The organism is Kribbella sp. NPDC023972, from assembly GCF_040639075.1.
Lineage (GTDB): Bacteria > Actinomycetota > Actinomycetes > Propionibacteriales > Kribbellaceae > Kribbella.
The window spans coordinates 352007-364063 of sequence record NZ_JBEZZH010000005.1 but is presented as its reverse complement, the minus strand read 5'-3'; the positions used below and the strand labels follow the sequence as shown (position 1 = coordinate 364063).

The following is a 12057-nucleotide window of genomic DNA, read 5'->3' as shown; positions in this document are numbered from 1 at the left end:
AGCTGACTGTCAGCTGAGGACGCGGGAGATGCCGACGCCGCTACGGGCCTCACGACCGTACTTGGCCACCTCGGCAGCGAGGTCCAGCCGGCCGACACCTGTCTTCTGCCGGTCCTCGTCAGTGAGCAGGTCCGCCGGGATGATCCAGACGATCTCGAACTCCAGCCCGTTCGGGTCCCTGCCGTACAGCGACTTGGTGGTGCCGTGGTCCGACGCCCCGACCAGTGCGCCGGCCTCGGCCAGCGTCGCGGACAGGTCCTCGAGGTCGCCGAGGGTGTCCACCTCCCAGGCGAGGTGGTAGAGGCCGACCGTCGTCCGCCCGGCGCCGGATGGCCCGGCCTGGGCGCCGAGCTCGAACAGCCCGAGGTCGTGGTCGTTGGTCGAGCCGGGCGCGCGCAGGAACGCCGCACCCTGGAACGCGTCGCCGGTCTCGGTGTACCCGAAGCCGAGCACGTCCCGGTAGAAGGCGACGCTCTCGGCCAGGTCGCGCACGAACAGCACCGCGTGGTTCAGCCGGAAGATCGCCATCACGCACTCCTTCTCATGGATGTCACCACCCATGATAGTTGAATACTCAACTTAAGGCTAGCGGCCTGGTCTCCGGCGCTGTCCGCCGCGGCGGTCGGGCTTCTTGACGGCCTTCCGGGCCGGGACGGGCTTCCTGGCGGGCTCGGGGCCGCGGCTGCTGTTCACGGTCCGGCCGCGGACGATGCCGATGAGTTGCTCCATCAGCTCGGTCGTCTCATCCTCCGGCCAGGACAACGCGACTCCCGACTCCGGCGCGTCCACGAGCGGCCGGTAGGTGAGGTCGCGCCGGTGATGCAGCCGTGCGAGGGACTGCGGTACGACGACCAGCCCGGTCCCGGCCGCGACGAGTGCGACGGCGTCCGCGGTGGTCGCCGGCCGCTCGTCGATCACCCGGCCCGGCGGGCGCTCCCAGTCGAGTACGTCGTCCAGCGGATGAAGCATCAGTTCGTCAGCCAGGTCCTCGGCGGTCACCTCCTCGACCGCGGTGACGACATGGTCCTTCGGGATCACGACGACCGTCGTCTCGACGTACAAGGGGATGGCGTGCAGACCAGTCCGGTCGATCGGCAAGCGCAGCAACGCCGCGTCGATCTCGCGACCGCGGACCAGGGAGTCTGCGTCGGCGGCCGTGACCTGGATGAGGTCGAGGGGGATGCCGCGGGACCGCTCTTGCCAGATCCGCGCCCACTTGGCGGGCGTCACCCCTGGGACGTACCCGAGCCTGAAGGACGTTGGGGGGCCGGTCACCTGCTCAGGTTACCGGGTGTGATCGCTACCCTTGCTGCCATGACGGCGCACAAGACACCCCAGACGATGAAGCCCGCCACGGCGGCGAAGAAGCTGGGCGTGTACCTCCAGGCCACTCCGGCGGACTTCCAGGAGGGCGTCGTGTCCCGCGAGGAGCTGAACGCTCTGCAGGCCGACCCACCCGAGTGGCTGCGCGAGCTCCGACGTACCGGCCCGCACCCACGCGCCGTGGTGGCCGCGAAACTCGGCGTCTCGATCAGCGGCCTGGCCCGGGCCGGCATCACCGAAGCCCTCACCACCGACCAGATCGAAGCCCTGAAATCCGAGAACCCCGACTGGCTCCAGCACGAACGCGCCATCCAGGCCGACGTTCGCAAGGAGGCCGCCCGGCTCAAGGAACAGGCGCGTGAAGAGTAGTCCGGTGGAGTGGGTGTTTCGATCCGCAAAGCCAACGGACGTCGAGGCGATCGCCGAGTTGCGGGCCGTGGTGATGCGGCCGGACCTGGAGCGGTTGGGGCGGTTCGACGAACACCGCGTGCGGCAGCGGTTCCGGGATTCGTTTTCGCCCCAGCACACGTCGGTGATCGTGGTCGCCGGTGCCTTCGCGGGGTCCGTGACGGTGCGCCCGGCCGAGGAGGGACGGTGGCTGGAGCATTTCTACCTTGGTCCGGACCACCAGGGCCGTGGACTCGGATCGGCTGTTCTGCGGACGCTGCTGGGTCGGGCCGACGCCGACGGCGTACCCGTCCGCCTCAACGTCCTGCAGGGCAGCGCCGCCCAGCGGTTGTACGAGCGGCACGGATTCACCGTCGAGGGCCAGGACCCGGTCGACGTCTACATGGTGCGCCATCCCCAAGGAACGTAGGGCACTCCGCGGGCTCCACACCCTCGGCTATCGGGTGGTCAGCGCCGACTGGGTGATGGTCGTTCCGGCCGAGGTGTGAGTTGATCGCCGGTGAGGACACGGTGAACCGCCGGCTGAACGGCTCGCTCGTCGGTGAGCACGGCGGCGACGTGACCATCCGGACGAATCAGCCAGGCTTCGCCGGGACGTGCGCCCAGTACGGCGTTGTCGAGGCCGAGCTCATGCAGGCTGATCACCCGGTGCGGGGCGGACGCCTCCAGCCGAGCTGACCAGGTTGTTGTCAGGAGCAACAAACCGTCCCTGACCAGCTCGCGCAACCGGCCGCCTCCGGTCACGGGTGCGTCAGGAATGAGGATGCCGGGACCAGGTGGTGACAACTGACCGCGTGCGGGCCGGCCGGCGAAGGGCCTTGTCGGATCGGGTGTGGTGAGCGGCGAATCGACGTACCAGAAGGGCTCGGCGAAGCGGCCCGAGTCGACGTCCACCACCTTGGCCGGATCGGCGACCGCGGCGTCTAGGAGGGCCCGTCGCAGCGACCAGTGCGCCGCGTCCGGCGGCACCAGGAACCGCATGGTGGCGCTGGTGACCTCGAGGTTCTCGAGCGCGGCCGCGTGCCGTTCGAGGTGGTAGGTCTCGAGGAGTTCCTCCGGTGCCCAGCCGCGCAGGACGAACGCCAGCTTCCAGGCCGCGTTCTCGGCGTCCGGGACGCCGGAGTTCAGCCCGCGGGCGCCGAACGGCGCGTACAGGTGGGCGCAGTCGCCGGCGAGCAAGACGCGGCCGACCCGCATTCGATCCGCACAACGGGAATGGAACCGGTACACCGACTGCCACACGATCTCGTACGGACGATCACCGACGATCATCCGGATCCGCGCGTCGAGCCGGCCGTCCGCGCGCTCGGCGTCCGCGTCGAAGTCCTCGGGCACCTGCCAGTCGATCCGGTACGTCGAGTCCGGGCACGGATGGATGAGCACCTGGCGATCCGGGTTCCAGACCGGATCGAAGTAGAACCGCCGCTCGGTCCCCCAGCCCGGCAGGTCCGCCCGGATGTCGCAGATCAGGAACCGGTCGTCGAAGCTCTCACCGACGAACCCCACCCCGAGCTGTTGCCGCAGTGTGTCGGCCCGCGCCCCGGCGCACAGAACGGCGTACGGGACCTTCAACTGGCCGGGCGCACAGGTCAGCGTCACACCAGAGTCGTCCTGGGAGATCGCGGTGACCTCGGCGTCCCACCGTACGTCGATCAGCGGTTGCCGGGCGATGCACTCGTCGAGGATCGCCTCGGTGCGGCTCTGGGAGATGTTCACGCACGGCGGCAAGGCCGAGGGCCCCGGATCCGCGAACGACCAGGAGAACAGCTCATGGTCGCGGTAGAACGTGCGCGCGGTGGTCCAGGCCAGGCCTTCACGGGCGATCCGGTCCGCACCGACCGAGGCCCAGATGTCGAGCACGTCCCGCTGCTGGCAGATCGACTTCGAACCGACGACATCGCGGCGGGGGCGCTGGTCGAGCAGGACCACCCGGATGCCCCAGCGGGCCAGCAGGAGCGCGGTGGTCTGTCCGACCGGTCCGTTCCCGATCACCGCGACCAGAGGGTCGTCAGACAAGGCTGTCCCAAACCTCGCGGTCGCGTTCTGCGGTCCAGATGCGCGGCCAGTCGATCCCGTCGAGTTCCTCCCACAGACGCTGTACGTCGAACGGCAGGCAGTGCTCGAAGATCGGCCAGCGACCGTACTGCGGGGCCAGCGCGTCATGCGCGGCCTGGAACGCCTCCGCGACCGTCCCACCGCGGGAATGGATCGCCCCGACCTTCTCCCGCAGCACGAGCAGGAAGTGGCGGGTCTGCCCGATCGCGGCATCGACCGCCTCACGCCCGCGCGGTACGGCGCCGCGGCCGCCGACGAGGACCTCGGCCTCGAACGCCTTCACGCGGTCGAGCGTGCCGGTCGACCAGTCGGCGTGGAAGGCGTCACCGGTGTACAGCGCGGCCTGCGCTTCGACCAGATCGCCGGCGAACAGCACGCGGTGCTTGGGCAGCCACGCGACGATGTCGCCGGCGGTGTGGCCGCGACCGCAGTACTGCAGGACCAGCTCGCCGCGGTTCCCGCCGAGGTCGATGGTGAGCCGATCGGAGAACGTCACGTCCGGCCAGGTGAGGCCCGGGATGGAGGACGGGTCCTTGAACAGCCGCGGCATCCGGCCGAACTCGCTGTCCCAGTCCTGCCGGCCGCGTTCCGCGATCAGCTTGCGGGTGTTGTCGTGCGTGATGATCACGTCGGCGTCGAACGCGGACGCACCGAGCACGCGCACCGCGTGATAGTGGCTGAGCACCAGGTACCGCACCGGCTTCGTGGTGTGCTCCCGCAGCTTGTCCAGCCACTCGCGGGCGGCGACGGGCGTGGCCCTGGCCTCGAAGGCGACCAGGAACTCCTCACCCTCGATCGCCCCGACATTCGGATCGCCCTCGGCAGTCAGCGCGTACACCCCGTCAGCGAGGACCTCCAGCGTCTCAGTCTTCTCAGCCAGGTCGGCCGAAGACGCAAACGGTTTCACCCGGACCTCCTCAGGGACGACCGATTCCTGACACACACCGTGACACCCGCCGCGGGATCGGTAAAGGATCGAGACCATGAGTCCCAACGTCATCGTCTTTCTCACTGATCAGCAGCGTTGGGACACCAGCGGGTTGCAGGGGAATCCGGTGGGGCTGACGCCGAATCTGGATCGAGTCGGGCGGGCGGGGACGCACTTCGCGAACTCGTTCACCTGCCAGCCACTGTGCACCCCGGCGCGCGCGACGCTCCAGACCGGCCTCTACCCGACAACCGCCGGCCCGCACCGCAACGGGATCCCGCTGCCCGGCGACGCCAGGACGCTCGCACACCATTTCGGTGCCGCGGGCTACGCAACGGCGTACGTCGGCAAGTGGCACCTCGGCGACTCGTCGTCTCGTGGTCCGGTGCGGTCTGAGCAGCGTGGCGGCTACGAGTACTGGCTGGCCGCGAACGCGCTCGAACACACCTCGGACTCCTACAACACGATCGTGTACGACGGTTCCGGTGCCCAGGTGAAGCTTCCTGGGTACCGCGTCGACGCGCTGACCGACGCGGCCATCCGGTACGTCGCCGAGCCGAAAGACCGGCCGTTCTTCCTGTTCCTGTCCCTGCTCGAACCGCATCACCAGAACCGGCGCGACGACTACCCGGCGCCGGAGGGTTACGAAGAGGCCTACCGCGGTGCATGGACGCCGCCCGACCTGGCCACGCTGGGTGGGACGTCGTACCGGCAACTGCCCGGGTACTACGGGATGGTCAAGCGGATCGACGAGGCGTACGGCCGGCTGCTCGACGCGCTGACCAGTCTCGGCCGGCGCGACGACACGATCGTCCTGTTCACGTCCGACCACGGGAACCACTTCAAGACCCGCAACTCCGAGTACAAGCGGTCGGTGCATGACGCCTCGATCCGGGTGCCGACTGTGGCCACCGGCGGCATCTTCACCGGTGGCGGGCAGGTCAACCAGTTGGTCAGTCACGTCGACCTCGCGCCAACACTGCTCGATGCCGCCGGACTGCCGGTGCCGAAGGAGATGCAGGGTAGGTCGGCCGTTCCGTTGCTGCACAACCGGAACGCCGAGTGGGGTGATGACGTGTTCGTCCAGGTCAGCGAGTCGGAGACGGCCCGCGCGGTGCGAACCCAGCGCTGGAAGTACGGCGTCGTCGCACCGGACTGCGATCCCGGCGCACCCGGTTCGGACCACTACGTCGAGACCTACCTGTTCGACCTGCTGGCCGACCCGTACGAGCTCGACAACCTGATCGGCTACCGCTCACACACGCACGTCGCCGCGCGGCTGCGGGAGAGACTGATCAGCCGGATGACCGACGCGGGGGAGGCGCCGCCCACGATCGCTGGGAGCCCCGAGCGTGACTCAGGCCAGCTGCAGATCGAGCCGGCCGAGGCTGAGCTCTAGGACGTCAGGTCCTTGAAGGCGGACAGGGCGCGCTGGATGTTCTCGACCGAGTTGGCGTACGAGAACCGCAGGTGGCCCTCGCCGTACGCGCCGAACGCCGTCCCTGGCAGGCAGGCGACGCCGGCCTCCTCGAGCAGACGGTCGGCCAGGGTGGCGGCGGACATGCCGAGCTCGGTGATGTTCGGGAACGCGTAGAACGCGCCGCCCGGCTCGACACACGACACCCCTGGTACGGCGTTCAGGCCCGAGACGATCACGTCGCGGCGTTCCCGGAAGGCGTCGAGCATGGTGTCGACGTCGTCCCAGGGACCTTCGAGGGCCGCGATCGCGGCGTGCTGGCTGAAGGCCGACGTACAGGAGACCGAGTTGATCACCAGCCGGGTGATCGGCTCGATCAGCGGCGACGGGAACACGCCGAAACCGAGCCGCCAGCCGGTCATCGCGAACGTCTTCGACCAGCCGTCGAGCAGGATCGTCCGCTCGGCCATCCCGTCGAGGTCGAGCACGCTGTGGTGGTCACCGTCGTACCGCAGCGCCCAGTAGACCTCGTCGCTGAGCACGACCAGGTCGTGCCGGATCGCGATCTCGACGATCGCCTCCAGCTGCTCGGGTGTGGAGGCACTGCCGCACGGGTTGTGCGGGGAGTTGAGGATGAGCAGCTTGGTCCGGTCGGTGACGAGGGAGGCAAGCTCCTCGGGGTCGATGACGAACCCGTTCTCCTCGCGCAGCGGCACCGGGACCGGCTTGGCGCCGGCGAACGCGGCGATCGACGCGTACATCGGGAAGCCCGGGTCCGGGTAGAGGACCTCGTCGCCCTCCTCGCACAGCGCCAGGATGGCGAAGAACATGATCGGCTTGGCGCCGGGCGTGATCAGCACCCGGTCGGGCGTGGTCGTCAGCCGGTTCGTGCGCTCCAGGAAGTCCGCCACCGCGGTCCGCAGCTCGGGGATGCCCGGCGCGGGGACGTAGTGCGTGTGGCCCTTGTCCAGGGCCTGCTGCGCGGCGGCCGCGACATGGGCCGGGGTGTCGAAGTCCGGCTCGCCGATTTCGAGGTGCACGATCTCGCGACCGCTCGCCTCCAGTGCCTTGGCTTTGGCCAGCACCTCGAACGCCGACTCGGTCCCGAGACGTTCCATCCGCCCAGCTAGTTTCACAAGTCCGAGACTAGTCCACCCTGTGGCTGGGCGCTGAAACCGATTGCCGCGCGTGGAATCATCGGCACCAACAGCTGAAGAAGGAGCACGGATGGCACGGGTAGCGGTCACCGGCAGCAGCGGCAAACTCGGCCGGGCGGTCGTCGATCACCTGCTGGACAACGGCTGGGACGTGGTCGCCCTGGACCAGGCCGCGCCGGCGCGGGCCGGCGTCACGTCGACGCGGGTCGACCTGACCGATTTCGGCCAGACCTACGAGGCGCTCGCCGGGATCGACGACCGGCACGACGGTGTCGACGCGGTCGTCCACCTGGCCGCGATCCCGGCGCCGGGGCTGCGGCCGAACGCGGCGACCTTCGAGAACAACATGGTGGCCACCTACAACGTGTTCTCGGCCGCGCTGCGGGCCGGGGTGCGCAACCTCGTCTGGGCGTCGAGCGAGACCGTGCTGGGCCTGCCGTTCGACGAGTTCCCGCCGTACGTGCCGGTGGACGAGGAGTACGCGCCGCGGCCGAACAGCACCTACTCCCTGGTGAAGACGCTGGAGGAGGAGCTGGCCCGGCAGCTGGTCCGGTGGCACCCGGACCTCAAGCTGATCGGCCTGCGGTTCTCCAACGTGATGTACCCCGAGGACTACGCGGCCTTCCCGTCGTTCGACGCCGACGCGCGGCTGCGCAAGTGGAACCTCTGGGGCTACATCGATGCGCGCGACGGTGCCCAGGCGGTCCGCAAGGCGCTCGAGTACGACGCCACCGGCACCGACGTGTTCATCATCGCGAACGCGGACACGGTGATGACCCGGCCCAACGAGGAGCTGCTGGCCGAAGTGTTCCCCGGCGTACCGGTGAAGCGGCCCTTCGGCCCGAACGAGACCCTGCTGTCCATCGACAAGGCCCGCAAGCTCCTCGGTTACGAGCCCCAGCACTCCTGGCGCGACTAGGCCGGTCCGAAGGGGAACAGCTTGTCCGGGTCGTACGTCGCCCGGACGTCGCCCAGCCGGGCGAACGTCTCGGCCGGCCAGCACGCCTCGTACACACCGGGGACCGAGAAACTGCCCGCGAAGTTGACGGTCATCTCGGCCGAGATCCAGCCCGCGAGCGGGCCGAGCACGCCGTCGACCGCCGTCGGCAGGACCTCCGCGAACAGGTTCGGATCCGGAACGCCGATGATCGCCAGGCTGTAGGCGGCGCCGCGCCCGCCGACCGCACTGCCTTCCGGTACGTCGCGGTGCATCGCTCCACCGAGGTGCCGGATCTCGACGGCGATGAGGGGCAGTTGCCGGTCCGGTCCGGCGACGTCGAGGAAGGTGCCGGCGAAGTCGGCGTCGACCTCGTTCAGAAGCACCGCGCGGTCCCAGGCCGGAAGCGGGTCCCTGGGGTCGTTGTGGATCAGCGCGATGTCGCTCGCCGGCATTTCGCCGATCCCGCCGAGCACCGCCGTACCGGCGTCCCGGATCGGCTGGAACAGCCGCTCGCCCTCGGCCGGGTCGCCGACGAACGCGTACCGGACGGTCAGCGTGGTCTTGCCCTGGAGCGGTTCGGGGATGGCGTCCAGCGGCGGCAGCCGGAGGATCGCGACCGAGGAGTTCACCGTCTCGGGAACGGTCCTGGTCCACTCGAGCCAGGTGGTGAGCACCGACTCGATGTCGTCGGCGCCGAAGAACAGCGAGCCGCCGTACAGGGTGCTGAGCTCGACGAGCTCGAAGTCCATCGAGGTGACCAGGCCGAGGCCGCCCTTGCCGCCGCGCAGCGCCCAGAACAGGTCGGCGTTCTCATCGGCGTTGGCCGTGACGACCTCGCCGGTGCCAGTGACGACGCGGAAGCCGCGCGCCCAGTCGGACGAGATGCCGTACGTCCGCGACAGCGGCCCGAGTCCGCCGCCGAGCGTGTAGCCGATGCAGCCGACCGCGTCGGAGGCTCCGGTGATCGGCGCGAGCCCGTGCTCTGCCGCGGCCGCGACCACCTCGGCCCACCGGCACCCCGCCTCGATGTGCGCGATCCGGCCGTCGACGGTGACCTTCGACATCCGGGAGGTCGTCACCAGGACGCCACCGTCGATCGATCTCGCTGAACCATGCCCGGTCGCGAGGACGCGGAGCGGCGTTCCGCTGTCCGCCGCCGTGCGCACCACCGCGACGGCATCCGCCTCCGACGTGATCCCGACGGCCACCTCGGGCGTGTGCCGTGCGGCGAGATTGAAACCCGCCACCTCCGCGGCGAATCCCTCGTCCGCGGGCGCGAACACCGGCCCTTCCACCACATCCCGAAGCCGTTCCACCACTTCAGACATGACTGCCTCCCTCTCCGGGTCAGCAGTCTTCCCCTCGAAGGGGTCAGCTGATGCGAACGCGGAGGCGGCGGAAGCCGCGGCCCTTGCTCTCCATCTTCACGACCTCCATCCGGCCGATCATCGCGGTGGAGGCGACGTGGGTGCCGCCGTCGGCCTGGGTGTCGAGGCCCTCGATGTCGACGATGCGGACGACCTCGATATCGGGGGCAGCAGGTTGGTGGCGGTGCGGATGATGTCGGGGATCGCGAACGCTTCCTCCCGCGGCAGGTTGGCCACCGTGATCCGGCGGTCGGTCCGGATCTCCGCGTTCACCGCCTCGGCGACCCGGTCCTTGAAGTCCGGCGGGACCTCGGCCAGGTCGAAGTCCATCCGGGCCGTCAGCGGCTCCATGTTCCCGCCGGTGACCAGCGCGCCGAAGTCGCGGAAGACCACACCGGTCAGCACGTGCAGGCCGGAGTGCGTCCGCATCAGGTCGGTACGGCGCTGGTCGTCCAGCGCACCGCGGACCGCGGTCCCGGCCGGCGGAACGGGGTCCTCCTCGTGCGGCACCAGGTACAGGTCGTCACCCTTGACCGTGCCCACGATGCGGGTCCGCACCCCGCCCCAGAGCAGCACGCCCTGGTCCGGCGGCTGGCCGCCTCCGCCGGGATAGAACGCGGATCGATCGAGCACGATGCCGCGTTCCGGGTCGAGGCCGACGACGACCGCGTCCCACTCCCGCAGCGTCGGGTCGTCGAGGTCCAGCCGATGCGTGTGTCCGTGCTGACTCACGTTGCCGAATCTAGCAACCAGCCGTTGACGCCCAGGCGGGGCGGCGTGGATTCTCGACTCAGGGGTGGGGGAGATGGGGCAACGCAGTCCACTGGTGACGCTGGCGGCCGCAGCCGCCGGCCTGGTCGCGCTGCTCGTCGTGAACAGCACCCAGACCGACTCCGCGGCCCCTGGTGCCGCCGCGACCACACGACCCGCCACGACAACGTCTCCGCCGCCGACTCCCACGGAGACCCCCACCACGCCGTCCGCCACCCCGACGCAGCAGGTCGTCGCGGTCTTCACCGGACGTACGACGGGACGCGCGGCCACTCTCGCGGTCGCGGTGAAGGGCGGCCGAGCCGCGGCGTACGTCTGCGACGGCCGCAGTGTCGAGGCCTGGCTGACCGGAACGCTGACCGCCGGCCGGATCACACTGCGTTCCAGGGCCGGTGACCAGCTGGTCGGCACCCTGGCCACCGAGGCCGTCACCGGAACGATCACGGTGCGCGGCCGCCAGCTGTCCTTCACGATCGACAAGGCGGACCCGCCGGCGGGCCTGTATCGCGCACGCACCTCGCGCAACACCATCGGCTGGATCGTCCTGCCCGACGGCAGTCAGGTCGGTATCGACAATGACGGCACCGCCGCTCCCGCACCCCCGCTCGACCTGGCCAGCAGTACGGCGACGATCGGCGGTACGGCGGTCGCGGCCACGTCGATCACCGGCGACGAGACGTTCTGAGGAGTGTCATGACGACGACTGTGCCGGTCCGGGCCGCGAGCCGGGTCGCGCTCCCGCTGTCCGTCGGGGCCGCGGTGGCCGTCGTACTCGGCGTCTATGGTCGACTGCACGATCCGACCGGTGTCGCGGTGAACGTCGCGGGTTTCTCCGGCCCATTGTCGGTCAAGGCTTGGCTGGCCACGCTCGCTCTGGTGCTGGCCGTCGTACAACTGATCTCTGCGCTGGCTCTCTTCGGGCACCTTCGGGGGTTGGCCGGGCGGCGGTGGGTCGGGCCGCTGCACCGGTGGTCGGGACGAGCGGCCGTTCTGGTCACGCTGCCGGTGGTCGCGCATTGCCTGTACGCGTTGGGATTCCGGTACGACGAGCCGCGGGTGCTGGTGCACTCGTTGCTCGGCTGCTTCTTCTACGGCGCGTTCGCGGCCAAGATGCTCACCCTGAGCCGGAACGACCTGCCGCGCTGGCTGCTGCCGGTGGTCGGCGGGGCTGTCTTCACCGGCCTGGTCGGGCTGTGGCTGACCTCGTCGCTGTGGTTCTTCACCACCTTCGGCATCATTCGTTGAGAGGACCCGCCGTGGACGAACCGAGTCGCCGTACTGTCCTCGCCGCCGGTGCTGCCGCCGTCGCCGCGGTCGCCGGGTGCAGCACGTACGGCGAACCTCAGCAAGCGCCGGCCAGCTCGGCCCCGGCCGGCACCGCGATCGCCAAGACCGGTGACATCCCGGTCGGCGGTGGAGTCGTCATCGGTGACAGCCAGGTCGTCATCACCCAGCCGACCGCGGGCACCTTCAAGGCCTTCACCTCGGTCTGCACACATCAGCAGTGCCAGGTGGCCGGCGTCTCGGGCGGCACGATCAACTGCGACTGTCATGGCAGCAAGTACGACATCAACGACGGGTCGGTGGTGAAGGACCCGGCGCCGCAGCCGCTGGCGGCCAAGCGGATCACCGTCTCCGGGGATTCCATCCAGCTCGCTTGAGTTCAAGCGCCCTTCAACTGCCATCCTGCC

15 protein-coding genes are annotated in these 12057 nt (G+C 69.6%); 7 read left to right on the top strand and 8 right to left on the bottom strand.

The features are described 5' to 3' along the window. Positions 1-9: 9 nt before the first annotated feature. Entirely contained in the window at positions 10-528 is a 519-nt protein-coding gene (locus tag AB0F43_RS22370) for a VOC family protein (protein WP_360479867.1), read from the bottom strand. Positions 529-585: 57 nt separating this feature from the next. Continuing rightward, positions 586-1275 (bottom strand): LysR substrate-binding domain-containing protein, encoded by a 690-nt coding sequence (locus AB0F43_RS22365; protein ID WP_360479864.1) that lies wholly within the window; start codon positions 1273-1275, stop codon positions 586-588. A 39-nt stretch (positions 1276-1314) separates the two neighbouring features. Here AB0F43_RS22365 and AB0F43_RS22360 point away from each other — a divergent pair, with 39 nt between their 5' ends. Both AB0F43_RS22360 and AB0F43_RS22355 read left to right on the top strand, forming a co-directional pair. Beyond that, positions 1315-1692, top strand: a complete 378-nt coding sequence (locus AB0F43_RS22360) for a DUF5997 family protein (RefSeq protein ID WP_360479861.1) — start codon at positions 1315-1317, stop codon at positions 1690-1692. Then, the gene (locus AB0F43_RS22355) at positions 1682-2140 is read left to right on the top strand and encodes a GNAT family N-acetyltransferase (protein WP_360479858.1); all 459 of its coding nucleotides are present in this window, start codon (positions 1682-1684) and stop codon (positions 2138-2140) included. Before AB0F43_RS22360 ends, AB0F43_RS22355 begins: the two co-directional genes overlap by 11 nt. Positions 2141-2178: 38 nt before the next feature. On the opposite strand, the gene AB0F43_RS22350 is transcribed toward AB0F43_RS22355, so the two are convergent. Both AB0F43_RS22350 and AB0F43_RS22345 read right to left on the bottom strand, forming a co-directional pair. Next, positions 2179-3747 carry an FAD-dependent monooxygenase gene (locus AB0F43_RS22350; RefSeq protein WP_360479855.1) on the bottom strand — a complete coding sequence of 523 codons (1569 nt, stop codon included), beginning with the start codon at positions 3745-3747 and terminating at the stop codon, positions 2179-2181. After that, positions 3740-4693 carry an MBL fold metallo-hydrolase gene (locus tag AB0F43_RS22345; protein WP_360479852.1) on the bottom strand — a complete coding sequence of 318 codons (954 nt, stop codon included), beginning with the start codon at positions 4691-4693 and terminating at the stop codon, positions 3740-3742. Before AB0F43_RS22345 ends, AB0F43_RS22350 begins: the two co-directional genes overlap by 8 nt. A 76-nt stretch (positions 4694-4769) precedes the next feature. On the opposite strand from AB0F43_RS22345, the gene AB0F43_RS22340 reads away from it, so the two are divergent. Continuing rightward, on the top strand, positions 4770-6113 hold the full coding sequence (locus AB0F43_RS22340) for a sulfatase-like hydrolase/transferase (RefSeq protein WP_360479849.1): 1344 nt from the start codon (positions 4770-4772) through the stop codon (positions 6111-6113). Here the strand turns inward: AB0F43_RS22340 and AB0F43_RS22335 are convergent. After that, complete coding sequence (locus tag AB0F43_RS22335; RefSeq protein ID WP_360479846.1) at positions 6110-7249, bottom strand: pyridoxal phosphate-dependent aminotransferase; 1140 nt, start codon at positions 7247-7249, stop codon at positions 6110-6112. The genes AB0F43_RS22340 and AB0F43_RS22335 overlap by 4 nt on opposite strands. A gap of 109 nt (positions 7250-7358) precedes the next feature. Between AB0F43_RS22335 and AB0F43_RS22330 the strand changes: the two genes are divergently transcribed. After that, positions 7359-8207 carry an NAD(P)-dependent oxidoreductase gene (locus AB0F43_RS22330; RefSeq protein ID WP_360479843.1) on the top strand — a complete coding sequence of 283 codons (849 nt, stop codon included), beginning with the start codon at positions 7359-7361 and terminating at the stop codon, positions 8205-8207. Here the strand turns inward: AB0F43_RS22330 and AB0F43_RS22325 are convergent. From AB0F43_RS22325 to AB0F43_RS22315, 3 genes are read right to left on the bottom strand one after another with little or no spacing between them, the layout of a single operon-like run. Then, the gene (locus tag AB0F43_RS22325) at positions 8204-9556 is read right to left on the bottom strand and encodes an FAD-binding protein (RefSeq protein WP_360479840.1); all 1353 of its coding nucleotides are present in this window, start codon (positions 9554-9556) and stop codon (positions 8204-8206) included. The genes AB0F43_RS22330 and AB0F43_RS22325 overlap by 4 nt on opposite strands. Before the next feature lie 43 nt (positions 9557-9599). Further along, positions 9600-9731 (bottom strand): hypothetical protein, encoded by a 132-nt coding sequence (locus tag AB0F43_RS22320; protein ID WP_360480496.1) that lies wholly within the window; start codon positions 9729-9731, stop codon positions 9600-9602. Then, entirely contained in the window at positions 9674-10327 is a 654-nt protein-coding gene (locus AB0F43_RS22315) for an alanyl-tRNA editing protein (RefSeq protein WP_360479837.1), read from the bottom strand. The genes AB0F43_RS22320 and AB0F43_RS22315 overlap by 58 nt, the downstream gene beginning before the upstream one ends. 73 nt (positions 10328-10400) lie before the next feature. Between AB0F43_RS22315 and AB0F43_RS22310 the strand changes: the two genes are divergently transcribed. From AB0F43_RS22310 to AB0F43_RS22300, 3 genes are read left to right on the top strand one after another with little or no spacing between them, the layout of a single operon-like run. Beyond that, the gene (locus AB0F43_RS22310; RefSeq protein ID WP_360479834.1) at positions 10401-11051 is read left to right on the top strand and encodes a hypothetical protein; all 651 of its coding nucleotides are present in this window, start codon (positions 10401-10403) and stop codon (positions 11049-11051) included. Positions 11052-11059: 8 nt separating this feature from the next. Continuing rightward, positions 11060-11611, top strand: coding sequence for a DUF6529 family protein (locus AB0F43_RS22305; protein WP_360479831.1), 552 nt, complete (start codon positions 11060-11062; stop codon positions 11609-11611). Positions 11612-11622: 11 nt separating this feature from the next. After that, positions 11623-12027: a Rieske (2Fe-2S) protein gene (locus AB0F43_RS22300; RefSeq protein ID WP_360479828.1), complete on the top strand. Its 405-nt coding sequence runs from the start codon at positions 11623-11625 to the stop codon at positions 12025-12027. The last annotated feature ends 30 nt before the right edge of the window (positions 12028-12057 follow it).

Coding starts and splice junctions, on each gene's coding strand:
- AB0F43_RS22335 (WP_360479846.1), bottom strand. CDS start 7,249: ATGGAACGTCTCGGGACCGAGTCGGCGTTCGAGGTGCTGGCCAAAGCC.
- AB0F43_RS22305 (WP_360479831.1), top strand. CDS start 11,060: ATGACGACGACTGTGCCGGTCCGGGCCGCGAGCCGGGTCGCGCTCCCG.
- AB0F43_RS22325 (WP_360479840.1), bottom strand. CDS start 9,556: ATGTCTGAAGTGGTGGAACGGCTTCGGGATGTGGTGGAAGGGCCGGTG.
- AB0F43_RS22330 (WP_360479843.1), top strand. CDS start 7,359: ATGGCACGGGTAGCGGTCACCGGCAGCAGCGGCAAACTCGGCCGGGCG.
- AB0F43_RS22340 (WP_360479849.1), top strand. CDS start 4,770: ATGAGTCCCAACGTCATCGTCTTTCTCACTGATCAGCAGCGTTGGGAC.
- AB0F43_RS22310 (WP_360479834.1), top strand. CDS start 10,401: ATGGGGCAACGCAGTCCACTGGTGACGCTGGCGGCCGCAGCCGCCGGC.
- AB0F43_RS22370 (WP_360479867.1), bottom strand. CDS start 528: ATGGCGATCTTCCGGCTGAACCACGCGGTGCTGTTCGTGCGCGACCTG.
- AB0F43_RS22360 (WP_360479861.1), top strand. CDS start 1,315: ATGACGGCGCACAAGACACCCCAGACGATGAAGCCCGCCACGGCGGCG.